The following is a 22,439-nucleotide window of genomic DNA, read 5'->3' on the forward strand; positions in this document are numbered from 1 at the left end:
GGGGCCTGCACTTGCAGCACTAAATTATCGAAGAAAAAGCGGCCGTTTCCTTCCAGCCCGGTGTACAGATAGACGAGGTCGGCTTGCGGGGCCAGCGTCCCTTCCAGGGTAAAGGTGCGCCACTCGTTGGGCAAGATACGCTGGGCGAATCGGTCTGTTTTCTTGAAGTCGCCGGCCTGCTTGCCCCACTGGACCGCCCATATTTTAACCTTGGCGGTGGTGTCGGCTGGCTCATAGCGCATGCTGACGGACCAGCGGTAGAATCGGCTCTTGTACTTCCCCAGCGACGCCTCCGCCACGAAGGAAAAATTGGTCGAGCTACGATACGCCTGGCCCAAGCCAGCGATGGGCAATCCGAGCAAAAGCAGGGCAAACAGTAGTTTAAAGGGCATGGTTGGGTGAGGGAACTCCGGGTCCGAAAGCAGTTGGGCTGCCCGACAAATATGCACCAATTGCGGCCATTAGCCCTGGCAACGGGACCCTGGGACAGCTTTTGCTATCCCCTCGGCTGCCACCGCAGGGACGGACCGGTCCCCCACTCGGGGTTCCAAGTGGGCAAAACGTCTATTGCGCCCACGTCGCAGTTTTTGAGCTTACGCCCCCAGCAGGTGCCACGATTTAAATAAGTCATACACTCTTTTACGTGTTGTAAACGGTCTGAAGGTAAGCGAGCTCCGTTTGGCGCAAGGAAGTTTATTTTGGTGCAAGGAGCAAACTCCATGCGCCGACTTCGCCCCAGTTATCTCCCGAAATCCTTCGGGCCGTCCATCGACGGGATTACCCGGCACTGGACCAGTTGGTGACAACCACCACTGTCAACCTGCCCGACCGCAATGGCCGGAGCTTGCGGTGGTTGGTGGTGAACCCTGGAGACGCGCCCTTGCTGCAGTGGCTGCTGCCCAAAGGCCCCGCGCTGGACCAGCAAGACCGCAACGGCTGGACGGCGTTGCACGTCGCGGTCCAAGGCCATGCCGTGGACATGGCCGCGTTGTTGCTCGCAGCGGGTGCCACGGTCGACGTGGCGGACGCCTATGGCAATACCCCTTTGTGGCGAGCCACGTTTGAATCGCGTGGGCGGGGCGAGATGCTCCGACTCTTGCTCGCGCACGGGGCAAATCCCGACCAGCCCAACGCCAGCGGCGTGAGCCCGCGGCAACTGCCCCAAACCATCGCCAACTTCGATGTCAAACAGTTCTTTTCGCTGTAGCCCATCACGCAATGGCGTTTAAGCAAACGGTCCGAAGCTAAATGCCCGTTGTTTAAAATAATGAGCTTTTTAGTCATCGATTCCGCTCTGGTTTACCGCCCGTGCTTGGCAGCTTGTTTGGTGCAAGTCGTCGCCCCTATCTTGCGTTCTTCAACCTTTCGTTGCCCTGATGCGGTCACCTGCCCTGTTTTTGTTATTGCTGTTCGCCCTAGGCGCCTGTAAACCTACCGGCCCATCCCCTTCGACGCCCACCGCCTTGCTGACGGCGCACCCGTGGCACGTGGTCGCCCTGACGACCACAACAGGGGGGCGAACGACGGACCGTTACGCAGACATTCCTTCCTGTAGCCGCGACAACCGCCTCCAGTTTTACACCGACCACCGGCTCGTTACCGACGAGGGGGCAAGCCGCTGCGCCGCGACCGACCCGCAGCAACAGACGGGGCAATGGCAGTGGGCGGCGGGAGAAACGCAATTGACCGGGTCTGTCCCCTATTTGCCCTATTTGCTGGCCAGCACACTAACCGTTCGGGAGCTGTCGCCGTCGAGCTTGCGGTTGCGTTACCAAGAAACCAATTCCCCGGACTTTGCCGATTTAACCTTTGAGGCCGACTAAGTGCTGAAGTCCTTCCGGTGGCGCTTTAAGTAGGATGCCACGTACTGTCGCTTTTTGGTGTTCAGGAAAACGGTAGCAAGGTGAACGCGCGCTAATAGATTGTAGGAGCAACTCTTTGTTATACTCTTGTAAAACGGAGGGAAGAAACCGCCTCCTTCTGCTTCTCAACTCCTTCTACCTTCGCAGTTCACGGGACTTGCGACAGTATTACCCACCTAATTGCAGACATGAAAGCAAGGATACTCTTTTTGTTCGCGCTCACCGTTTCTTCCGCCGCTTTGGGTCAAATCCCTTGGCCGACCACGCAGTGGGAGGCCGCTTCTCCTGCCCGTTTGGGCCTAAACAAGGACGCGCTGGCCGCATTGGACCGTGCCCTGGCCAGCGGCAAGTACGGGCACATCGACGGCCTGCTGGTCATCCGGCACGGCCAGGTGGGCTACGAGAAAGCGTACCGCCACGACTACGCCGCCCTCTATAAAACAGAAGCCTCGACGAAAAGCGCCTTGAACAGCAGCGACCCCGGCGGGCCCTACAACTATTTCAATCCGTGGTGGCACCCCTATTACCACGCAACGGACCTGCACACCCTGCAGTCGGTGACGAAAACCGTCACCTCCGTCATCATCGGCGTGGCCATCGCCCGGCACGAGTTTCCGGACTTGGACACCCCGGTGCTGCGGTTTTTCGACACCACCGCGGTCCAACACATCGACGGCCGAAAACGACGGATGACGCTCCGGCACCTGCTCACCATGACGGCCGGCTTGGCCTGGAACGAGGACCGCGTGCCCTACGCCGACCCCACCAACGACGGCAGCCGCATGGAAGCGGGCCACGACTGGGTAACCTACGCACTGGACAAGCCCATGGCGGCCGAACCCGGCACCGCATTCAACTACAACGGCGGCGCCACGCAAACGCTGGCGCACGTCTTTCGGGTGGCCACCGGCCTCGATTTGGAAGAATACGGGGCGAAGTACCTGTTTAAGCCGTTGGGCATCCGCCGGTATTACTGGAAACGCGCGCCGACCGGCCTGGCCGACGCCCAAGGGGGGCTCTACCTCGCGCAAAGAGACCTCGCCAAAATCGGTTACCTCTATTTACACGCGGGCAAGTGGCAGGACCAGCAACTGGTGAGCGCCGCGTACGTGCGCCAATCGGTCGCCCCGGTGGTGCGCGTTTCGCCGGACGTGGCGTACGGCTACCAGTGGTGGCGCCAGTCTTACGGGAAAACAAGCCGGGAGGTGGCTTGGCGCGCCAGCGGGTTTGGCGGGCAGTTTGCGCTCGTGTTGCCCGAGTACGACGCGGTGGTCGTGCTGACGGGCTGGAACATCCTGCCGAACATGCCCTACCCCACGGCGGCCTTGTTGATCGACGCCCTCCGCCGCGCCGTCGACGGGCCCACCCAAACAAGCCGCGTTCGCCCCTAGCGCGTGGCGCCAGGGGCGAACGCGGGGTTGCACGCGGAGGCAAGGGCGGGTTGCGACTTCGCGGCCGCGGCGTCGCGGGCGATTCCTAGGCGCCCCTTTGCGAAAACGCCCGCCGGCCCAGCAGCGGGAGCCGGCGTAAATCCGTCGCCGGTTCGCTCCGGCCGCCGCGGGGCCGGGACTTGGCCGCTGCACCCCGCCCATCAGCCCGGTGTGCCGGCATGCAACGGCCCGGCGGGGCATCTTTTCCAGCGCGGCTGGTCCGCCGAACCAGTGGGCCGGTGGCAGCGGTCCGTTTAAATGAACGAGGATATCATTAGCTGCCCAAAGCAATGAGGGCCTGCCTATATTCCTACCCCGTTAACGCCTCGATGGACCTAAACGACATCATCCCACCTGCGGACCACGCCCACCGTGAGGGCTTCACCAACGAGCCGCTGCTCGATGCCTTAGGCGCGCCCGACCGCCGGGCGCTCGAACAGGTATTGGTCGCCGACTTGCAGGCGGGCTCCATGGATTTGTTGGTTGTCGAGACGTTAGCGTACCTGCAAGCCGAATCGGCGGGGCCTGTAGTCCGGACCTTTATCGCGCGGTGCTCCGACCCCAGTACCCGGCTCGGAGCAATGGCCGCCCTCTACCGCCTTACTCAGGACCGGACGCTGCTCGCTCCCGCCTTGGACTGCTTCCGTGCCTTGGAAGCGCGCGCCGACGCCTATCGCGTCTACGCCTTACTGGGCGGCTTGTACTATTTGGCCCGGTTCGAAGGGCCCGAAGTGGACCTCGTGCTGGAAACCTACACTCACCACACCGACTTTCTGCTCTCGTACAACGCGACCCGTGCCCGAAGTATGCCCCGCCGCGTCATCAGGCCCCTACCCGGGGAGACGACGCCTGAATAGCCAAAGGGAAACCACTAGAGCCAGCCGACAGAAAGATTCGCAATTAGTGTTCACAAAAACGGTCGTGGCTTGAACGCGCTCCGTTCAAAGGGAGGAGGGTATTAATGCCTAGGCCCGCTCCGGGGTGCTGTCATCAGCGCGTTGTGCGCGTTCGCTTGACCAACGGAGTCCCGGGTGGGTCGACGAATCCCCACTCGGTGGTGATGTGAACGTGGGCACTATCGCGGACAATCTGCATGCGGTTGGCTCCGGCCACTTTGATGACCCGGTCCCCGCTGCGCAGGTAAGCCCCAGCGGGAACCGGCATGGCCAGAAATAAGGGGCGAGAGGCAGCGGTGTCCGACAAGCGCCTGACCACAGGCAATCCATGGCTGTAACCCTGAACCAGCACGTAGGCATCGATGCCCATACTGCGAAAATTCTCTTGCGCCCCGTCGAACCCCGACAGCATATAATTGAGCAGGCCGGCCCCGCCCACCACGAGCAGAAAGAGGCCCGCCCATTTTCGGGAGAAGGATTCGCGCCTGAAATTCACGGATGCTGGATGGACACAAGAGTAAGGGACGACGGATGGGCCGGGTCTTCCCACACCATTGACCAAAGGACGCGGCAAGGTACTGCGACAACCGTACTAATGTAGGCTCAGCCGACGACCTGCTATAGTTCACTCAAAGGGTCGTGGCTGTTGCTGAACTCGGTTTGTGAGATTCACTTTCTGAATAGCCGCTTCTGGATTGTCCGGGTTGGTGCTTCGGGGCGTCTGTGACGCCGCCAGGAGCGCCTGTTGGCCGCTAATAATGGACTGGGCAAGGCCACGGCCAGGCTCAGCTGCTGTTGCGGGCGGTACTTGAGCAGCTTCTTGAGGTTGTAGGCCACGGCCGTGAGCAGCATGGTTTTATGGGCCCCGGCGTGGCCGCGTACGTTCATCCGGCGCAGGCCGTAGTGGTGAATTAGGCTGCCGAACACGGGTTCGACGGTGCTTTGCCGGACCCGGCGCATGCGCTGCCCGCGCCGGCTTTGCTGGCGTTGCCACGCCCGGCGGTAGGCCGCGTCGTAAATGTTGCGGGTCAGTTGCTTGCGCTTGGCCCCGGGCACACACGTGGGCTTCAGGGGGCATTGCTGGCAATCCGAGCAGGTGGCCCAGTAAATTTTGAGCCAATTGCCGTCGGCCCGGGTGTCGTACTTGCGAAACGGCAGGACCTTGCCCGCCGCGCATAAGTAGTCGTCCGTTTGGGCACGGTAGGTAAAGCCCTCGATTTCGGCTTTGTACTGGCCAAACACCGGAATCCAAGCCGTGACTTTCTGCCCTTCAAGCAGGGCGTAGTTGGTGCCGTTGGCGTACCCGGCGTCGGCCAGCAGCTCGCGCAGGCGCAACTCGTGGGCCTGGAGTCGCTGCTGCAGGCCCGCGAGCAGCCGGGGCAGGTGCAGGCTGTCGCGGCTGTCGGCCAAATCGGCCTGCACGTGGCTAATGACGCCCGTTGCGGTGTCCACGGCCAGGCTGCAGAGGTAGTTCAGGGCCCGGGCTTTGCCGGGCTTGATGGAAATGCGCGCGTCGGGGTCGGTCGGGCTGTAATGCGTTTTGTTGCTCAACAGGCGGGCTTTTTCGTGCCGGGCGCCAGGTACGCTGGAGTGGGCGACGAGGCGAGCCTGGTGGGCGGCCAGGTTGCGCAGCTGGTGGGCGGGGGCCGTCACCACCGAGCCGGCCGGGGCCGGCCCAGCCGGCGCGTCCGTGGCCAACACCGGGCCTCGCGGGCCAGGTGGTTGCTTCTCCAGCACCGTTTCCAACGACGCGTTGGCCTTGACCGGCGCCGAATCCACCGCCTGTCGCTCGCCCGCTACCAGGCCGCGGGCCACACACTGGGCAAAAACGTGGTCGAAGAGGCGCTCGAAGACGGCCGCCGGAAACAGCTGGCGGGTGCGGCTCACCGTGGAGTGCCAGGGCAATTCCTCGTCTACTTCGTAGCCCAGAAACCAGAGGATGTCCAGGCGCAGGGCGCAGTGCTCGACCAGGCGGCGGTCGCTGACCAGGTTTTCCAGCCGGCCCACCAGCACGAGCTTGAAGAACACGACCGGGTCCAAGGAGGGCTGCCCGGTGCGGCTGTAGAGCGACCGGGTCTTCTCGTAGAGAAAGGACCAATCCACCAGCTCCGCCAGCCGGCGGTACAGGTTATGGGGCGGCACCCGTTCGGAAAGTTTGAACCGGGTCACCTCTTTATCGAGGAACTCCTTCTTGCCTTGCATCTTCCTTCTACGAACCCGGGTTCTGCAACAGCCACGGTCGAGAAGGTAGCCCGGTAATGAAACCAACGGGCCCGTGTAAATGTACTTACAAAGTACGTACATTTGGATTATGAACACGCGCCTGATTCGGGTGGGCAATTCCCAGGGGATTGTCCTGCCCAAGAAGCTCCTGCAGCAGTACCATCTCGCCGGCGAAGTCGACCTGCGGCCCACGCCGGACGGCTTGCTCATCACGCCCGTTGCCGCGCCCCGCCGCCAGGACTGGGACGCGCGCTTTCAGCAGGCCCTGGCCCAGGGCCACGCGCCGGAGGGCGAGTTGCTGGAAGGCTTTTCCGACGACTTCGAGAACGCGGAATGGCAGTGGTAAGCGTGGCGCGCTTCGAGGTGTGGCTCGTCAACCTCGACCCGACCCAAGGCAGCGAAATCAACAAGACCCGCCCCTGCCTCATCGTCTCCCCCGACGAGATGAACCGCTACCTGCGCACGGTCACGATTGCCGCCCTGACCAGCACCCGGCGCGACTACCCCTCGCGGGTGGACTGCGTCTTCCAGGGAAAGGAGGGGCAAGTGGCGCTCGACCACCTGCGGTCCGTGGACAAGACCCGCCTGGTGCGCCGTTTGGGCGTGCTGCCCAAGGCCACGGCCAAGGCCGTCTGCGAGCGCTTGCAGGAGATGTTTCAGTTCTGAGGCTCAGCTCCAGCGAAGCTGGCTAGTAACGGCCTGTTTACTCAAACGAGCGTTTTGCTAATCACTGCTTTCCTCATCTTAGCTAATGTCCTTTTATTTGTTGATAAATTACTGATAATTAGCGTACTATTAGTTGATATGCGCCGATTAAACAGTCGAATAAGACCATAATTACGCTGGGAAGAACACAGAATGCGCCCTACGTTAGTGGCCCCGTCCGGAGCCCAGACGCCCTAGCGGGCGGAACGTGACTCCGGTTTTCGCTTTTCTTCCACGAGCACATGCGCCCGTTCCGGGGCAGTGCGAGATAACGCCGTACCCCCATGCCCAGAAGAATCCCCTGGCCAACGCTGCTGCTCGTCTATGGCTTTTTTAGCAGCGGGTGCGTCCTGGTCAGTCAGCGCAAATCATGGCAATACACGCAGCTAATCCCTAAAACGGAACAGGCCAAGCCGTTCATCCAGATAAACTTGGAGAAACCAACCATTCCGCTGCCTTTGCCCATTATCATGTGGGAAATAAGCACCGCGAAGAGGTACTGTTTCGACATCGACTTTCTGACGAAGAATAGGCAGTACCAACGGCTGGATTCCATTGGTTTTGCCCTCTACACCCCGGACAAACAACTGGTCGCTTCTGGCGTGTTACCCATCGTCAATGGCGAGCTGAGTTACCGCCCGTATTCCCCGGACGTCCACCGCGCCCAATGCCAGACCTCACCCCGGATTGCCTTGGGCAACCAGCGCCAAGAACTCACCGGCACCTTCGTTCTCTACGCAACTGATTTGAATAACCAGCGAGCATTAATCCCGCTTGACGGGGTTGCGCTCCATTACTTCAAAGCTAGAATTGCTAGTTTTTTCTAACCAATGGGTTCACGGAAACGGTCGAGCCCTAAACTTAGCTTCGTTTAGTAAAAGAAGGGTCTTAACGAATTTGGCAATTCTTACATGAGGGGCCAGGTTTCCAAGGCGGGGTGGACCTGCAGCTGCTGCGCAATGGCCAGCGAACAGCCCAGTGCCAACTCTTGGTCCTCCCCCTGGTAGAGGCACCACGTCCGGTTCGCGGCAAACGTGTAAGTGGGCCAACGGCGCTCCTGCTGGTACAAGTCAACTACGTCCCCGGCGTGCCCTTGCTCCAGCCAATCGGTAGGCAGACCCTGCGCGTCCCAGTGGTACGCGCCTTCGGCCACCGACCCAAAAAAGTACGTGTCCGTCTGCGGGTCCAACACCTCGACCAACTGCTGCGCGAACGCCACTTCCAGGGCCAGGCTGCTGCCCAAGTGCGGGGGCCAGCCGCCGTAGGCGCGGGAGATGGCCTCGTTGCCAAAGGCGGGAGTAAAGGCCACGCCTAGTTCGGCTGCCACTTGGCGGTATGTTATCGGAGTTAAGCGGCCTGGGGCCGGTTGGCCGTGGTGGATGCCGTGCGTGTTCCAAAACGCTACGCGGGCGTTGAGTTGCTCCACCGTGCGGGCCTTAAACGAATAGGCGGCCACTGGAATGGAACGGTCAATGCCCAAGGGAGGCAACAGCGTCAGGTACGCCGCGAAGCCCAGCGGCAACCCTGAGACGGCGGTTACGTCGTCGGTCAACGGCAACCAGTCGAGCGGAGAGAGGTCGGAAACGGGGCATCGGCTCATGTCGGCCACAGCGGCAAGGAGGAAGTAAGTACCGCTCATAAAAGTAAGAGCACTCGTTCAGCGAAACGGTAATTCAAGCAAACAAGCCCAATCATGCGTAAATAAGCGATTTCGCCGTATTGTGCCGCCGATATAGCCAGATTGAGGGGAGTGCAGGCCGCGATTGGCTGGGCCAACCCGCTCCCGAGCTGGGCGAATTCGCCCGCCGGCTCCGGGCGAATTCACCCCCACGGCGGGGAGAATACACCCGGTTGGCTGGGAGAATTCGCCCAGGTCCAGCGGGCGAATTCTCCCGCGCCGCTTAGCTTTGCTTCCCTCCCCGGACGGGCGACTCCGCCCCGCGGCCGCGCCGACTTTTCCCGGGTAGCCCCCATGCCATACCTGAACGACACGCGGCGCACGATCACGCTCAACTTCCAGCCCGCCGAATACGCCGCCGTAGCCGAGCAGGCGCTCGCCGCCGGCTACCCGACGCCCGGTGCCTACGCCAAGGCCTTGGTGTTGGACCCGCCGGCCCTGACGTCTCTCGTGGCGGCTTCGGACCCCGCCGTCCCGGCCAAAGCCGTGGCCAAAGACGCGGCCAAGCTTGCGGCCGCTGAGGCGCGGGCCAAAAAATGGGAAGTCCGGGCCAAGCAGGCCGAGCAGGCCTTGGCGACGACCCAGCAGGCGCTGGCCGCGGCCGAGTACGCGGTGGCCCACCCCCCGGAGCAATTCACGGAGGCGCATCGCCAGGCGTTCGAGCTGCTGCGAAGATGAGGGCCCCCTTCTACTGACCCATTCGCAAAACCCCGATTTAAAAGGCCCCGAAAGCACGTGTTTTCGGGGCCTTTTTCGGGCTTCTCGGGACCGTTCGGAATTTGGTAGTTTTGGGAATCACTTTTAATTGATATGAGAATGGCTCGCTACAAGTATGTGGACGTGATGTATGAGGGTCAATATCCCATTCATTATGGTTTGATATTGATGGAAGAAGTAATGCGAATGGAAAACCCTGCGCAACTGGCTGCTATTCTAGAGGAAAGGTATCCTGATAGAATAGTAGCAGTTGATGTCTGGGACAGCGACATACTTCAAGCACTTCCATCTAATACAGAGCAATACGAAGTTGCTCTCAAGTTTCTCAATAGTGTAAATGCTTATGCTTTCAAGGGGAAGTGGAAAGATGGTGAAGTTTAACTTACAGAATGATCGCCGCCCTCTACGCCCGCGTTTCCACACGTGACAAGGGTCAAACCACCGACAACCAACTCTTGGAACTGCGCGCCTTTGCCGGGCGGCTGGGCTTCGCTGTGTACCGGGAGTACTGCGACCAGGAAAGCGGCAGCACTGCCGAGCGCCCCCAGTTCCAGCAGCTCCTGCTCGACGCCCACCAGCGGCGCTTCGGCGTGGTGCTATTCTGGAGCCTAGACCGGTTCAGCCGGGAAGGGGTGACCGAAACGCTCAACCACCTGCAGCGCCTGACTGCGGCCGGCGTGCAGTTCAAGTCCTTCACCGAACAGTACCTCGACAGCACCGGCGTCTTCCGGGACGCCCTCATTGCCATTCTTGCAGCCATTGCCAAGCAGGAGCGCGTGCGGCTGTCTGAACGCATCAAAGCTGGGCAGGCCCGCAGCGCCAAGAAGCCGGGACGGCCAGCGCTCGCCGCCACCAAACTGGCGGAGGTGCGCCGGTTACGAGGGGAAGGGCTCAGCTTCAAAAAGATTCAGCTCCCCACGGGCGTGCCCGTGGGGACCATGCACCGCTATTTAACAACCGGGGCCGCCGGGAACGGGGCGTGAGCCCTTGGTGAGCCCTTTCACAGAAGCAGCGGCCCGTCTAAAAAGCACCCATGGATGTCAGGACAGCGGTTTTACGGCCGATGGGTCGCCCACCCGGTCCCCCGTTGAACCCTTGGTGAGCCCTTTCCGACCGCATCTGGCCGCCAGCCCACCCGTCACGGGGCAGCCGGTGGGCAACTCTGTGCCCGGCCCGTTGGCGCACCGGGCCTATTCTTCCGTCAGGGGCGTTCCCCGAGTTTCGGCGGTCGGCGTGGCGCCCAGGGCCGCTTCCAACTCGTCGCTGCTGGGGAGGCTGCGCCGGAGCTCGGGTGGCAGGGCGCGCGTGAGTTGCCATTCGGCCACGCCGATAGGCTGGCTCAGCCCGCGCAGGGCGTACTCGGACACCACCCGATTGTGGGTCTTGCACAGGATGAGCCCGATGGTGGGCTGGTCGCTGGGGTGGCGCAGCAACTCGTCGGCCGCGGCCAGGTAGAAGTTCATCTTGCCACTGTCCTCGGGCTTGAACTCGCCCATCTTCAGGTCGATGACCACGAAGCAGCGCAGGGTGAGGTGGTAAAAGAGCAGGTCCAGGTAGTAATCCTGCCCACCGACTTCCAATGGGTATTGGCTGCCGACTAGGGCAAAGCCTTTGCCTAGCTCTAATAGGAACGAGCGCACGTGTGCCAACAAGCCACGCTCCAATTCTCGTTCCTGGGCGGCGGGGCCCAACGCGAGAAAGTCAAATGTGTAGGGGTCCTTGAGCAACTGCTGGGCCAAGTCCGACTGCGGAGCGGGTAGCGTGTGGACAAAATTGCTCACCGCGCGGCCTTGGCGCAGGTAGAGGCTGCTCTCCACCTGCGCGACCAGCACGTTGCGGCTCCAGCCGTGTTCGATAGTTTGCTGCGCGTACCAAGCGCGTTCGGAGGGGTCCTGCACCGCTTCAAGCAAGCGCACATTGTGCCCCCAGGGAATTTGTGCAACAACTTGTTGCACAAACTCGGCGTCGGGCCAGGCCTTGGCGAAGGCGCGCATGTATTTGAGGTTGCGCGGCGAGAAGCCGGTCAGGGCAGGGAACTCTCGGCGCAGGTCCTGGGCTAAGTGGTCAATCACTTTGGTACCCCAACCCTGCTGCTCCTGCTGATGCAGAATCTCGTGGCCGATGCGCCAGTATAGCTCGACCAAAACGGCGTTAACCGCCAACGCGGCGCGCACCTGGGTTTGGCGGATGCGCGTGGTCAGTTGGGCCAGAAAGCCGGGATAATCAGCAGGGAGGGAAATGCCAGTCATGTTCGTGGAAGCAAGTCCCAAACCTACGTACGAATCCGCAGTCGCGGCCAAGACAGGAGTCAATGAAAAGAGCCCCTCAAGTACCGAAAATCGGGCCTTAAAGCCTAGAATTAGGTGCTTGGTTTTTGCTATATGGCACTATGCCCTTGCACAGGAGAGCTTAGACAAACGCTGCTCCCTTGTCGGTGAATAACCATGTTTAGAGCTAGTAGCTAGGGCTAAATTATTCCGCAACTTAGGTTAGTTAAACTCGAATCCGAACAATCCACCACCAGGTTCATCAGTCAACCGTGGGGGAATGATATAGTCCTCCAAAGGAAAATTTGTGACCCTTTCTTTCGGGATTTGGTCTGAATTCAAAGTTACAATGTATTGAAAGCCAACCTGCTCAGCCAGTCGGGCTCCATACTCCAAGGCTCTCTCTTTCTGCCGCTCGTCAATAGGGTCAAATAGGCTGCTGTCATGTACCAAGAACCCTGGAGAAATTCCGCGCCTAGCAGCCATTTGCATAAGCATCATGTCAAAGCAAAATATCTGTGCATTGTTAACCCCTTGGCTTTTCATTCCCTGAATGGTCACCTCAAAGTTCGGCCCCGTTTCACTAGGGTAAATATTGAGATTGCCGGCATTCTCATATAGGGCTCGAGAAGCCTCCTCAAATGCCAAAATCGCATCTTTTAATAGTTGTTCGTTTTCGATAAAGTCGCGCTGCAATCTTAAGTACAAGCGTTGTTGGTCAATTTTAAACTGAGCAACGCGCTCAGCTACTTCGTGTAAAATAGACTGCTGTTGCTTTATCTGTTCTGCCCGGGCCTCTGCTCTACTCAATTCGCTCTGCAGCTTTGAGTAATGCTGTAAGGCACCATGGGTCTTTAAAAGCGTCATGACCTCAGTACGCTTATCATCAAGTTGCATCATTTTGCGCTGCCTGGTTTCAACATTTAGGCGAGCCTGTGTCAACTCTTCTTCCAAATACATTTTGCGATTGCGCACCACTGATTCGTGAAACTTGCGGACCTCTTCAAAACGCTGCAATGCTACTCCTGGCAAAGACACACCTGCCTCAGAGTACATTCTCTGCACATCATCCAGTTGCGGAGCTAACTCCGAGCTTAGCGAGACTTCCAAATCATGGATGTACAGGCTGTCTTGGGCATTCTCGTCCGCTAGCTTATTTATCTCGCGGGTTAGAGCATTTGCTTCCTTCTCTCGCTCAGCATAATCAGGTAGCATTCGAAAGCTGCGAACAGCCTCTGTCATTCTATTGACATCTTCTTGGACTAGAACAGATTGAGTAAGCAGTTGCTTAGGGTCACCAGTAAGTCCTTCTAGGAGACCATCCTGTGCTGCTTTCTGCAGCTTTTTTGTGTTTTCCGCAGATTGCCTTAATTGTTCCCGCTCCATACTGATGCGCCAATCCAATCCCAGTAGGTAGGAAAGAGCTACCCGAGTATCCGCCGGGCTCTGTTTGCTTGACTGTTGTTGTGGATTGAGAAATGCCCCACTGCTAGCTCGGCGAGCGAAGTAATTGAACAGCATGCCGAACTTGGGCCCAAACTTCTCCGATCTTTCGGGCAGTTGAAAAATGATTCTCCCTAAATCGGATTCCCATTTTGCGCTAGAAACAGTTGCCTCCCATTCTCCGTCTAGCGCATCAACCGGCCATTCATTGACAGCTTTGGATGCATCAACTTGTCTTAAATGCACCTTGCCGAAAGTACTGCCTGAGCGGGTTGCGCGGACGCGTACTCCTCGGAGGTCAAATTCTATCCCGAAATCATGGTCTTTCAACTCGGGCTTGCGGAACAGGGAATTAGGGTCTCCTTCTTTGCCGAGCGCAAAATGAATCAATAGGACTATGCTTGATTTACCAGCCTTGTTGCGAGTTTGCCCCGCTCCTGACGCTTCGCCTTTATCAGCAATAATAATATTTAAGCCTGAGCGGAAAGCATAAGACTTAAAACTAGGCAAGGAACTGAAAATAGAATAAATCATGCAGTGGTAATCCGGGCAATGCGTTCGTTTGCGAAATGAATAATTCCCATTGCGGATAAAAGGTCAAGCGCGAGCACGAACCAGTCGAAGGAAATCGAACTATCCTGAGAAGAGTCATGCTTAATATCTACCCAAAGCCGTGAAACTGATTTGGGTTCTTGCAGATGCATCAGCAATTGCGCACCAATAGTGAGCAAGGCACGCTCAGTGGGCAGATGTTTTGTAGGTAGAATCATGCCTCCTGCAAAGTTGGTGTGCTACTGAGAGGCTCAAAAATGTCGCACCGCTCGAAAAAATAGGCTAAAATTGCCAAAGCTGCTGCCTCAGATGAGTGTTGATGCTGCCTAATTAGATTAAAAAGAGCACTGTAAATCGCATCCGGACCAATGCGAGACTCTTTTAATCGTAGGTATTCATTTCTAAGCACTTCAGCAACTCGATTCCCAAGCTCCGGGTCAAATCTATGGGAGCCAAAAAAATCGCCAACACGTGGAGCAAGTCCCATTCCCATACGAGCTAGGTTTCGGCTATTTGAGCTAAGGCTGTTTGCATCAAGCTTTCCTGGAGGCACCTCTTGTATTTGAGATGGTTGCTCGGGAAGCGAGTGTGTAAGTTGTTCTAAAACATGCTTAATCTCCTCAAAGGTTATTTGTGAAGGTCTCGTAGGTTTGTAGGGCATTCCCAGAACCGCGATAATGTCATCCTCATCCAAGCAAAACAGCTTTTTTGAGAGGTCAATTGGGCTGAAAGGAGTAAGTTTTATAGGGTGGTGCTGCTTTTCCAAAGCGAATATCGTCTGTTGGATATGAGGTCCTAATCCATCAAATGCATTGTGCACAAAGGACCACTTGTCGAAATCAGAGCCCCAATGGGGGAGTGCACCTAAAAAGTCCTCCTCAATTTTCTTGACGGCTTGCGCCGCGGTCATATCATTTGGGGCATAAACTTGGTACAGATGACGCTCCGATTTCAAAAAACCATCATTCTTTTTGTCACCTAGGTTACCCCATGGCCGTGTTTTCATGAAGTCTTCTGGATAGGCCCGCTGCATTACATCAGAGAACAGAGCTTGATATACATCGCCCTTGCCTTCGTAAACGCGAACCTTGAATCGCATTTCATACATTTCACGAGCTTCTGGATGCATCAAGTAAACAGGTTTGAATAGTGGTTTAAAAGTCCGAGCTGGCCTTCCCGCAAGCTACGACACCTATACGAAAGGAGTGAAGTTGCCTGCTTTTTACAAGCCTAGCTCTTTCGCTGAATTATGCTGGCGGACGTTGTCGAGGCGGGTGTAGCGGCGGATCATGGCACTCGTCTTGTGTTTGGTCTGGTTCATCACTTTGCTATCATCCGCGCCGTTAAGCTTGGAGACGGTGACAAACGACGCCCGGAGCGAGTGGGCCGTGTACTGGAGCCCCAAGTAGTGCTGGGCAATGAGGTTGATGTACTTGGTTGTCATCCGTCGGGTGGTCAGGTGCTGGTTTTTGCGCAGGGACACAAACACGCACCCGGTGTCCCGGTCGAGCACCCGCAGCCAGGCCTGCAGCGAGCGGATGGGGCACAGGGCCGGGTCGGGGGAGTAAAAGATGGCCTTTTCCTCCGCCTGCCCGAGCTGGTTGGTTTTGCTCTTGTCGAGCGAGACCACGAGCCCTTCCTCGTCGAAGGCTAGGTCCTCGATGTTGAGCGCTTCGAGCTCCGACCGCCGAAAGGCCCCGGTAAAGCCTAGCAGCAGCAACGCCCGATTCCGCAGCCCCGTGGGCGTGGTGACGTCAATGGCGCGGATGGTGCGCTTGAACGAAGCCAGCGAGAACGCGGCCGCCTGCTTAATGCGCGTTTTCTTTTCCCGGGCGATGCCCTTGAGCAAGACCTTCACTTTCTTATCCGCCGTGGGCGAGTCCAGGCCGGCCAGCTCGTGGGCCTTGGCGATGGCGGCGGCGTGGCGCTGGATGGTGGCCACCTTCTTGCCGGCGTCGGCCAGCTCGGTCAGGAATCCGGCGAGCGCTTCCACCGGCGCGGGCAGCGACGCCAAGCCGTGGAGCGCGCACCAGGCGGTGAAGCGTTGCCAGTCGCCGGCGTAGGCGCGGATGGTGTTGGCCGCCCCGCGCAGGCCGGACTCCACGTAGCGGGTCGAGGACTCCAGTAGGTGAGCCGGCACCTGGGCCGCGGGTGTTTGGGGAATGGCAATGGTTGTACTCACGGCAGCTATGCAGTACGGAGGAAAACGACGGAAAAATGCCGTCTCCCAAAGCTACTTCATAAGGCCTGATAAGTAAACCTTATCAGGCCTTATGCCTTGTGCTGGCCCGCAGCAGTTTTGGGCGCCGGCGGCCTCCCCGGCCAAGTGGTTGAGCAGCTTTTCGGCGTCTGCCTTCAAGTAGGCGGTGCGCACGTATTCGTGCGCCTGGGTAAGGAAAGCGACGGCGTAGACGATTTCGCCGAGCACGACCGGGGGCCCTTCGTCGAGTAGGGGTTGCGTTAGTAACTGGACAAAGAATTACGGTAAGGCCTTGTCGACCGCCTTTGCGGTAGCCACAGGGGACTTTTCATTAATCTGGCAGCCAGCGAAGCGCAGGATTTTGTAGAGGGTGCGTCGGGAGCCAATCTGGAAGTAGGCCATAAGCTGGCGGGTGGATTGCTGGCCCGCCTCGTAGAGTTCCTTGACCGCCGGCGCAATTTTCTGGTAGCGCGGGGCCAGGCCGGGGGGCCGGCCGCCCTGGCGGCCGCGGGCGCGGGCCGCCTGTAGGCCGGCGCGGGTGCGTTGCACGAGTACGTTCCGCTCGTGCTCGGCCAGGGCGCAGAAAATCTGGAACACGAGTTGCCCGCCGGGCGAGGTCGTGTCAATCGGGTCCTGGAGCGAAATCAGGTGCAGCCCACGCCGGCTCAGGTCTTCGACGACTTCAATCAGGTGCTTCGTGGAACGGCCCAGTCGGTCGAGCCGCCAGATGACCACTGTGTCGCCCGCCCGGGCGTACGCCAGCAGTTTTTCCCAGTTGGGCTTGTGGGCCTTCACCCCGGAGACGGTGTCGGTGAACAGGTCGTCGCAGCCGGCTTGACGCAAAGCGTCGAGTTGCAGGTCGAGCACCTGCTCCTGGGTACTGACGCGGGCATAGCCGAGTTTCTTCATGGCAAAAAACGCGTGAGTGGTACCGGAAAGAGGCGAAACACGAATTTACGGTATCTTGATTGCCGGAACCAGTTTCGGGTACCGTAATCCCCTCGCTGGAACGCCTGTTTTTGCGGGCGTCGGGGTGGTACCGGAAAAGGGGCGTTTGTTTACCACTTGCCGCCTGCCCATGCCCGCCGACTTCCTGACCGCCCTGGAGCGCCAGCGCTACCAGACCCTGCCCGCCGACCTGCGCGAAGAAGACCTACAAGCCTCCTGCTGGCTCACCCCTGCCGACCAGCAACTGGTCGCGCAGCAGCGGCGGGGCAGTAACCGCCTCGGCTTCGCCGTGCAGCTAGTGGTACTGCGGCTGCTGGGGTACCTGCCCCCGGAGTGGTACCGCCAGGTGCCCGATAGCCTGGTGCAGTTCGTGGCCCGCCAGCTGGAACTCGACCCAGGGCTGTTTCAGGCCTACGGTGAGCGCGAGGCGACCCTGACCGAGCACCTGCGCGTGCTGCTGAGCCATTTGCAGGTGCGCCGCTGGCAGCCCGTGCTGGATGCCCCGTGGCTCGAAGCGTGGTTGGTGGAGCGCGCCCTGGAGCACGACAACGAGCGTCTGCTGCTCACCCTGGCCCTGGGCCACCTACGCCAACACGGTATCCTGCGGCCCGGCATCGTGGAGTTGGAGCGGCTGGTTGGGGCGCTGGCCGAACGGGCCCAGGCCGAAACCTACCGGCGGTTGCTCTTGCTGCTAACGCCCGAAGTCGTCACCCAACTCGATGCCCTGCTGGTGGTCGACCCCGCGCTGGGCCTCTGCCGGCATACCTGGCTGCACCAGCCCCCAAACAGTAGCTCGGCGACCAGCATCCAGCAGGTGCTGGGCAAGCTGGCGTACCTCGACCAGCTCGGCGTGCCGGATTGGCAAGCGCCGGACCTGCATCCGAACTGGCAGAAGCGCCTGGCCCACACTGCCCGTAACAAAACCAACCAGGTACTCCAGCGCTTCGCGCCGGCCAAGCGCCATCCGCTGCTGGTCGCCGCCTGCCGCGAGGCTTACCGCGACCTGACGGATGTGGTCCTGAAAATGGTGGACGAGCACTGGGAGCACGCCGTGGCCCGCGCCCGCCGGGCGCTGCAGGACGACCAATTGACGCACGCGCGGGCCAAAGACCAAGCCTTGCGTACGCTCGGGCAGGCCGTCGGCTTGGTCATGGACGAGGAGCACGTGCCAGACGAGGCGCTACGGGAGCAGATTTACGCGCAGGTGCCCCGCGAGCAGCTGCAAGCTGCGCTCACCGCTGTAGCCGACTTTGCCCGCCCGGCCCGTCACTCGTATCTGGACTACCTACTACCCGTGGCCGCCCGCTTGAACACGCTGCTGGGCAGTCTCTTGCAGCAAGTAGCGTTCGAGCAGGCCTTTGCGAGCGACGACTTTGCCGACGCGCTTATTCTGGTCAGCCAGCTGCACACGGGCCAGCGGCGCAAACTGCCCGAAGACGCCGCCACAGCCTTTATCCCCGCCAGTTGGCGGGCCTTCGTTTTCGACCAAGACGGCCACGCGCACCGTCAGCGTTACGGCTTGTGCGTGTTGGCCACGCTACGCGAGCGGCTGCGGGCGGGCGATACCGTAGTGAATGCTTCGCGCAAATACGCTTCGCTCGATACCTACCTGCTCTCGCCAGCCGAATGGGCGCGCCAACGCCCGGACCTGCTGACGCAGTTGGGGAGCGCGCACCGGCTGGACGAGCGCTTGCAGGAAGTAGAAGCGCAGTTGCCGCTGCTGGAGCACTTGCTGACCCAGGGCCAGGACATCCGCCTCGACGAGGACGGGGAGTTGGTCGTTACGCCGCTCCGGGCAGAGGAACTGAGCCCCGAAGTCGAGCAGCTGCGCGCGCTACTAACCGCTTCGTTGCCGCGGGCGGAGCTCACGGAAGTGCTGGTGGAAGTCGACCAGTGGACGGGCTTCTCGGCCGAACTGACCGGCCTCGACCAGACCACGCCCCGCGCCCCGGAGCATCAGGCCCTCCTCTACGCGGCCCTGCTGGCCAACGCCTGCCATATTTCCCTGCGCGAGATGGCGCAGAGCACGGGCCTCGACTATCAGTCCCTGTGCTGGGTGGCGGCCAACTACTTACGCGAAGACACGCTCAAGCGCGCCACCACCCGCCTGGTCAATCACCAGCACCACCAGTGGCTGGCCCAGCACTGGGGCGGGGGCACGCTCTCGTCTTCCGATGGCCAGCGCTTCCCCGTCAGTGGCAAGATTCGCAACGCCCGCGCCATCCCCCGCTACTTTGGCTACGGGCAGGGCCTGACTTTTTACACCCACACGGCCGACCAGTACGCCCAGTTCGGCAGCCGGGCCATTTCCTCCACCACGCGCGACGCCACCTACGTGCTCGACGAGGTGCTGGGCAACGAAACGGAACTGCCGCTGCTCGAGCACACCACCGACACGCATGGCTACACCGATATCGTGTTTGCGCTCTTTGATTTACTGGGCCTGCAGTTCTCGCCCCGCCTGCGCGACCTGGCCAATCAGCGTCTCTGCCGCATCAAGGGCCGCGAACTGAGTTATCCTTCGCTCAAATTCACGGCCCATTTCAACCCTGATTACGTGCGTCAGCACTGGGACGACCTCTTGCGCGTGGCGGGCTCGCTGAAAACGGGTTGGGTCAGTGCTTCGCTGCTCATCAGCAAGTTACAGGCCTATCCTCGCCAGCATCGCCTTACGCACCTACTCCAGGAATACGGGCGGCTAGTCAAAACGGCCTTCATCCTGCGCTACCTGCACTCCCCGCCGCTGCGCCGGCGCATCCACGCCCAACTCAACAAGGGTGAGCAGCTGCACGCGCTGCGCAGCTGGCTCTGGTTTGGGGGCGACGGGGTACTGCGTCAGAAACAGGAAGAGGCCCAGCAGGAAGTCGTACGCTGCCTCAACGTGGTCACCAACGTGGTCGTCGTCTGGAACACAGTCTATTCGCAACTGGCCTTGCAACGCCAGCAAGCAGCGGGGCCACCGGCGCTGCACGAGCACCTGGCGCAGCTCTCACCGGCTCGTTTTGCCCATTTGAACCGCCTGGGCCGCTATTCTTTCCAGTTGCCAGCCAACGTGCTGGTCAACGGCCTGCGACCCCTGAGGTCCTTACCGTAATTCTTTGTCCAGTTACTAACGCAACCCCGAGTAGCAGCCAGAACCGGCCGCGCACCGTGTCGGCCGGGTCGGTGCGCCGGCGGGCGTCAAAGGCCACCTGCACGTCGGCGGAGAGCTGGAGTTGGGTGGCGAAAATCGCGGCGAGGTCCTTCATGGCGCGTCGGGGCAGCCGCTGACGGGGCTATCCTTACCGCGTGGAGCCAGCGTCGAACGCGGCGGGTGGGTGCTGGAGCAGACTGGTTAAGCGGGCAAGTTAAAGACCGAACGGTGCTGGACCAACGAAGCCGCGCGGGCAATACGCTTAGCCGGCCCTTGAGCGAACACTTGCCGAACGCACGTTTAACAAACGTTATAAACCCCGTGATTGCCCGTCTGATGTGGTAGTGACTGCTGGGAGAAGCTCATCAGGCCTTATGATGAGTGCCGATATGACGCTTTCATTCGCGAAATGGAGTCTTTCTGGACAAAACCAATATTCCAATAAATTGCCCCAGCGCGCTGGGCTTACAATCTCTCGACCTCAAGCCCGTAACTATTTAGTTTATCGATTTCCGTTCCGGGCGAGATACACCCTGTCCAACTATTGGCTCTACTATGATGCGCCATTGGCCGCGCTGCACGACGATTATAAGCCGTAAACTCGATAGTCTCGCTCAATAGCATGCTGCAGGTAGCCAACGCCCGGTGACTTAAGTAAAGGTTATTGAGCGCCTCCTCACGACTACCTTAAACACGTTAACGAGGCTTAAGGCAGTTTTATTAACCGTTTTGTTTCAATGACGTGGCCCTCTGTTATCAACTGTAGCCAGTATATTCCAGAGGTCAGATTATCCCCGATCGGGAGCACACACTCTTTTTGACCTGTGGAAACTGGAATGCTTTGGCGTAACACTTCCCGACCAACGGCATCTTTTAAACACACCTCAACCGAGCGCGACAGTTGAGAAACATCCACCGTCAGTTGACGAGAAAACGGATTGGGGTATGCTTGCCAATTCAATGCCTGGGACTGTTTGCTGCCCAGAAGCGCATTGTCTTGGATTTGTAGCACAACCGTGTCAAATTTGCCTCTGCTGCTAGAAGCAAAGGGGCCAAATTGTGTGGTGTTTCCAAACCCAACTGTTAAAGATAGTCGCCCATTTACCCCGTAGGCGACGCCCCTGGCAACTTCGTATCCTACCCCTCCACCACGTACGGCCCACGCAGTATTGCCCATTGTACTCAATCGTTCCAGAACGACATCCCCGCTTCCGGCACTTATCAGCGTTTGGCTACCCAAAGTAATTGTTCCTTCAAAGCTGCTCAGTGCGTATACATCGCCGTTGAGACCAGTAGTTAAACTCCCTACTTCATCATAGCCGATTCCCCCTATGCGATGGACCCAAGTGGCGTTTCCTGCTCCGTTACACTTCAAGACAAATCCATCGGTATTGCCCTGGCTGACCAATGACAGGGCAATACCAAAAGACGCGGTTGCGTTGAATACCCCACCCAGCCAAGCATTGCCAATCGCATCAACGGCTACAGCGGTGGCAAAATCGTCACCCGCACCGCCGTAATTATTCGCCCAGGCAAGTATGCCTTGGGCGTCGTACTTGGCCAGAAAAGCGTCGTACAAGCCATTGCTCACAATGCTCTGCCCACCCAACGTGAGGTAAGAGGCGAATGAACCGGCAACAAACACGTTGCCTTGCGAGTCCAATCGGATACCGGCAACATCGTCATCCGATGAGCCGCCAAGGCTACGCGCCCACTGGATAATGCCTTGGTTATCGTACTTGGCCAGAAAGGCATCGGTGTTTACCGTACTTAGACTCGTCAGCGAAAGCGCACCGAATGAAGCCGTTCCCGAATAGGTGCCGGCGACAATTACGTTTTCGTTGGCATCGACCGCAACGGCATGGTTATCAGAGCCAGTTTGGCTGCTAATGGTCTTCGCCCATACCGGTATTCCACTGGCCGAGTACTTAACTAAAAAGGCATTGATTCCGAAGTTGTTTCCCGTGAGCGTTATGGTTCCAAAAGTAATCGTTCCGGTATAATCGCCTACTACATACACGTTGCCGGCATTATCAGTGGTGATGTTGAGACTGGTAGCGGTGTAGCCATTGCCCGGGCCAGCGTCGCCAGCCCGGCGCGCCCATAACAGTGCGCCGGCACCATCGTACTTGGCAACGTAAATGTTGCGGGTGCTACCAGTCTGGCAGGACAAAGAGGTCGTTCCTAGCTGCACGGTGCCTTCGAAATAGCCAGTGGCGACGGTATTGCCTATTATATCGGTCGCAACTGCGCCCGGGTAATCGTCGCCAGTGCCCCCAATTTGCTGCGACCACAGCCAAGTGGGGGATGATTGCGCGATGCTCCGGTGAGCAAGTGAGAACAATAGGGCTACGCAAAAAATAAGACTACGCATGACAGAAGGCT

22 protein-coding genes are annotated in these 22,439 nt (G+C 59.2%); 11 read left to right on the forward strand and 11 right to left on the reverse strand.

The features are described 5' to 3' along the window. A partial coding sequence (locus HBN54_RS22075; RefSeq protein WP_168675412.1) for a hypothetical protein occupies positions 1–392 on the reverse strand: 392 nt, incomplete at its 3' end. A 359-nt stretch (positions 393–751) separates the two neighbouring features. Between HBN54_RS22075 and HBN54_RS22080 the strand changes: the two genes are divergently transcribed. The 4 genes from HBN54_RS22080 to HBN54_RS22095 all read left to right on the forward strand — a co-directional run bounded on the left by HBN54_RS22080 (position 752) and on the right by HBN54_RS22095 (position 4,149). Further along, complete coding sequence (locus HBN54_RS22080) at positions 752–1,207, forward strand: ankyrin repeat domain-containing protein (RefSeq protein ID WP_382214734.1); 456 nt, start codon at positions 752–754, stop codon at positions 1,205–1,207. Positions 1,208–1,376: 169 nt separating this feature from the next. Beyond that, complete coding sequence (locus HBN54_RS22085; protein WP_168675414.1) at positions 1,377–1,823, forward strand: hypothetical protein; 447 nt, start codon at positions 1,377–1,379, stop codon at positions 1,821–1,823. Positions 1,824–2,101: 278 nt separating this feature from the next. After that, on the forward strand, positions 2,102–3,253 hold the full coding sequence (locus HBN54_RS22090; RefSeq protein ID WP_210428151.1) for a serine hydrolase domain-containing protein: 1,152 nt from the start codon (positions 2,102–2,104) through the stop codon (positions 3,251–3,253). A 368-nt stretch (positions 3,254–3,621) separates the two neighbouring features. Beyond that, entirely contained in the window at positions 3,622–4,149 is a 528-nt protein-coding gene (locus HBN54_RS22095; RefSeq protein ID WP_168675416.1) for a hypothetical protein, read from the forward strand. A gap of 133 nt (positions 4,150–4,282) precedes the next feature. Here the strand turns inward: HBN54_RS22095 and HBN54_RS22100 are convergent, their stop codons facing one another. Beyond that, the gene (locus HBN54_RS22100) at positions 4,283–4,684 is read right to left on the reverse strand and encodes a hypothetical protein (RefSeq protein WP_168675417.1); all 402 of its coding nucleotides are present in this window, start codon (positions 4,682–4,684) and stop codon (positions 4,283–4,285) included. 173 nt (positions 4,685–4,857) lie between these two features. Further along, entirely contained in the window at positions 4,858–6,390 is a 1,533-nt protein-coding gene (locus HBN54_RS22105) for an IS1182 family transposase (protein WP_210428152.1), read from the reverse strand. 109 nt (positions 6,391–6,499) lie between these two features. Here HBN54_RS22105 and HBN54_RS22110 point away from each other — a divergent pair, with 109 nt between their 5' ends. From HBN54_RS22110 to HBN54_RS22120, 3 genes are all read left to right on the forward strand, one after another. Then, positions 6,500–6,757, forward strand: coding sequence for an AbrB/MazE/SpoVT family DNA-binding domain-containing protein (locus HBN54_RS22110; protein WP_168675419.1), 258 nt, complete (start codon positions 6,500–6,502; stop codon positions 6,755–6,757). Next, positions 6,745–7,077, forward strand: a complete 333-nt coding sequence (locus tag HBN54_RS22115) for a type II toxin-antitoxin system PemK/MazF family toxin (protein WP_168675420.1) — start codon at positions 6,745–6,747, stop codon at positions 7,075–7,077. The genes HBN54_RS22110 and HBN54_RS22115 overlap by 13 nt, the downstream gene beginning before the upstream one ends. Before the next feature lie 323 nt (positions 7,078–7,400). Next, positions 7,401–7,943 carry a hypothetical protein gene (locus HBN54_RS22120; protein WP_168675421.1) on the forward strand — a complete coding sequence of 181 codons (543 nt, stop codon included), beginning with the start codon at positions 7,401–7,403 and terminating at the stop codon, positions 7,941–7,943. A gap of 80 nt (positions 7,944–8,023) precedes the next feature. Here HBN54_RS22120 and HBN54_RS22125 read toward each other — a convergent pair whose 3' ends face one another. Then, a complete protein-coding gene (locus HBN54_RS22125) occupies positions 8,024–8,755 on the reverse strand; it encodes a hypothetical protein (RefSeq protein ID WP_168675422.1) in 732 nt (243 codons plus the stop codon). A 333-nt stretch (positions 8,756–9,088) separates the two neighbouring features. Between HBN54_RS22125 and HBN54_RS22130 the strand changes: the two genes are divergently transcribed. The 3 genes from HBN54_RS22130 to HBN54_RS22140 all read left to right on the forward strand — a co-directional run bounded on the left by HBN54_RS22130 (position 9,089) and on the right by HBN54_RS22140 (position 10,494). Continuing rightward, a complete protein-coding gene (locus HBN54_RS22130; protein WP_168675423.1) occupies positions 9,089–9,472 on the forward strand; it encodes a hypothetical protein in 384 nt (127 codons plus the stop codon). A gap of 138 nt (positions 9,473–9,610) precedes the next feature. Next, positions 9,611–9,892, forward strand: coding sequence for a hypothetical protein (locus HBN54_RS22135; protein ID WP_168675424.1), 282 nt, complete (start codon positions 9,611–9,613; stop codon positions 9,890–9,892). A gap of 8 nt (positions 9,893–9,900) precedes the next feature. Further along, a complete protein-coding gene (locus HBN54_RS22140; RefSeq protein WP_168675425.1) occupies positions 9,901–10,494 on the forward strand; it encodes a recombinase family protein in 594 nt (197 codons plus the stop codon). 207 nt (positions 10,495–10,701) lie between these two features. On the opposite strand, the gene HBN54_RS22145 is transcribed toward HBN54_RS22140, so the two are convergent. From HBN54_RS22145 to HBN54_RS22170, 6 genes are all read right to left on the reverse strand, one after another. After that, on the reverse strand, positions 10,702–11,760 hold the full coding sequence (locus HBN54_RS22145; protein WP_168675426.1) for a PDDEXK nuclease domain-containing protein: 1,059 nt from the start codon (positions 11,758–11,760) through the stop codon (positions 10,702–10,704). Between the two features lie 240 nt (positions 11,761–12,000). Continuing rightward, the gene (locus tag HBN54_RS22150) at positions 12,001–13,755 is read right to left on the reverse strand and encodes an ABC-three component system protein (protein WP_168675427.1); all 1,755 of its coding nucleotides are present in this window, start codon (positions 13,753–13,755) and stop codon (positions 12,001–12,003) included. Further along, positions 13,752–13,991, reverse strand: a complete 240-nt coding sequence (locus HBN54_RS22155; protein ID WP_168675428.1) for an ABC-three component system middle component 6 — start codon at positions 13,989–13,991, stop codon at positions 13,752–13,754. The genes HBN54_RS22150 and HBN54_RS22155 overlap by 4 nt, the downstream gene beginning before the upstream one ends. Further along, positions 13,988–14,902 carry an ABC-three component system protein gene (locus HBN54_RS22160; RefSeq protein ID WP_168675429.1) on the reverse strand — a complete coding sequence of 305 codons (915 nt, stop codon included), beginning with the start codon at positions 14,900–14,902 and terminating at the stop codon, positions 13,988–13,990. The genes HBN54_RS22155 and HBN54_RS22160 overlap by 4 nt, the downstream gene beginning before the upstream one ends. A gap of 93 nt (positions 14,903–14,995) precedes the next feature. Then, the gene (locus HBN54_RS22165; protein WP_317170266.1) at positions 14,996–15,955 is read right to left on the reverse strand and encodes a tyrosine-type recombinase/integrase; all 960 of its coding nucleotides are present in this window, start codon (positions 15,953–15,955) and stop codon (positions 14,996–14,998) included. Between the two features lie 297 nt (positions 15,956–16,252). Further along, positions 16,253–16,882, reverse strand: a complete 630-nt coding sequence (locus HBN54_RS22170) for a recombinase family protein (protein WP_168675430.1) — start codon at positions 16,880–16,882, stop codon at positions 16,253–16,255. A gap of 169 nt (positions 16,883–17,051) precedes the next feature. Here HBN54_RS22170 and HBN54_RS22175 point away from each other — a divergent pair, with 169 nt between their 5' ends. Then, entirely contained in the window at positions 17,052–20,015 is a 2,964-nt protein-coding gene (locus HBN54_RS22175; RefSeq protein WP_168675431.1) for a Tn3 family transposase, read from the forward strand. A gap of 745 nt (positions 20,016–20,760) precedes the next feature. Here the strand turns inward: HBN54_RS22175 and HBN54_RS22180 are convergent. Beyond that, a complete protein-coding gene (locus tag HBN54_RS22180) occupies positions 20,761–22,428 on the reverse strand; it encodes a T9SS type A sorting domain-containing protein (protein ID WP_168675432.1) in 1,668 nt (555 codons plus the stop codon). Positions 22,429–22,439: the final 11 nt, after the last annotated feature.

This window comes from Hymenobacter artigasi (assembly GCF_012275535.1).
Lineage (GTDB): Bacteria > Bacteroidota > Bacteroidia > Cytophagales > Hymenobacteraceae > Hymenobacter > Hymenobacter artigasi.

Coding starts and splice junctions, on each gene's coding strand:
- HBN54_RS22085 (WP_168675414.1), top strand. CDS start 1,377: ATGCGGTCACCTGCCCTGTTTTTGTTATTGCTGTTCGCCCTAGGCGCC.
- HBN54_RS22095 (WP_168675416.1), top strand. CDS start 3,622: ATGGACCTAAACGACATCATCCCACCTGCGGACCACGCCCACCGTGAG.
- HBN54_RS22105 (WP_210428152.1), bottom strand. CDS start 6,390: ATGCAAGGCAAGAAGGAGTTCCTCGATAAAGAGGTGACCCGGTTCAAA.
- HBN54_RS22110 (WP_168675419.1), top strand. CDS start 6,500: ATGAACACGCGCCTGATTCGGGTGGGCAATTCCCAGGGGATTGTCCTG.
- HBN54_RS22115 (WP_168675420.1), top strand. CDS start 6,745: ATGGCAGTGGTAAGCGTGGCGCGCTTCGAGGTGTGGCTCGTCAACCTC.
- HBN54_RS22120 (WP_168675421.1), top strand. CDS start 7,401: ATGCCCAGAAGAATCCCCTGGCCAACGCTGCTGCTCGTCTATGGCTTT.
- HBN54_RS22125 (WP_168675422.1), bottom strand. CDS start 8,755: ATGAGCGGTACTTACTTCCTCCTTGCCGCTGTGGCCGACATGAGCCGA.
- HBN54_RS22130 (WP_168675423.1), top strand. CDS start 9,089: ATGCCATACCTGAACGACACGCGGCGCACGATCACGCTCAACTTCCAG.
- HBN54_RS22135 (WP_168675424.1), top strand. CDS start 9,611: ATGGCTCGCTACAAGTATGTGGACGTGATGTATGAGGGTCAATATCCC.
- HBN54_RS22140 (WP_168675425.1), top strand. CDS start 9,901: ATGATCGCCGCCCTCTACGCCCGCGTTTCCACACGTGACAAGGGTCAA.
- HBN54_RS22145 (WP_168675426.1), bottom strand. CDS start 11,760: ATGACTGGCATTTCCCTCCCTGCTGATTATCCCGGCTTTCTGGCCCAA.
- HBN54_RS22150 (WP_168675427.1), bottom strand. CDS start 13,755: ATGATTTATTCTATTTTCAGTTCCTTGCCTAGTTTTAAGTCTTATGCT.
- HBN54_RS22155 (WP_168675428.1), bottom strand. CDS start 13,991: ATGATTCTACCTACAAAACATCTGCCCACTGAGCGTGCCTTGCTCACT.
- HBN54_RS22160 (WP_168675429.1), bottom strand. CDS start 14,902: ATGCATCCAGAAGCTCGTGAAATGTATGAAATGCGATTCAAGGTTCGC.
- HBN54_RS22170 (WP_168675430.1), bottom strand. CDS start 16,882: ATGAAGAAACTCGGCTATGCCCGCGTCAGTACCCAGGAGCAGGTGCTC.
- HBN54_RS22175 (WP_168675431.1), top strand. CDS start 17,052: ATGCCCGCCGACTTCCTGACCGCCCTGGAGCGCCAGCGCTACCAGACC.
- HBN54_RS22180 (WP_168675432.1), bottom strand. CDS start 22,428: ATGCGTAGTCTTATTTTTTGCGTAGCCCTATTGTTCTCACTTGCTCAC.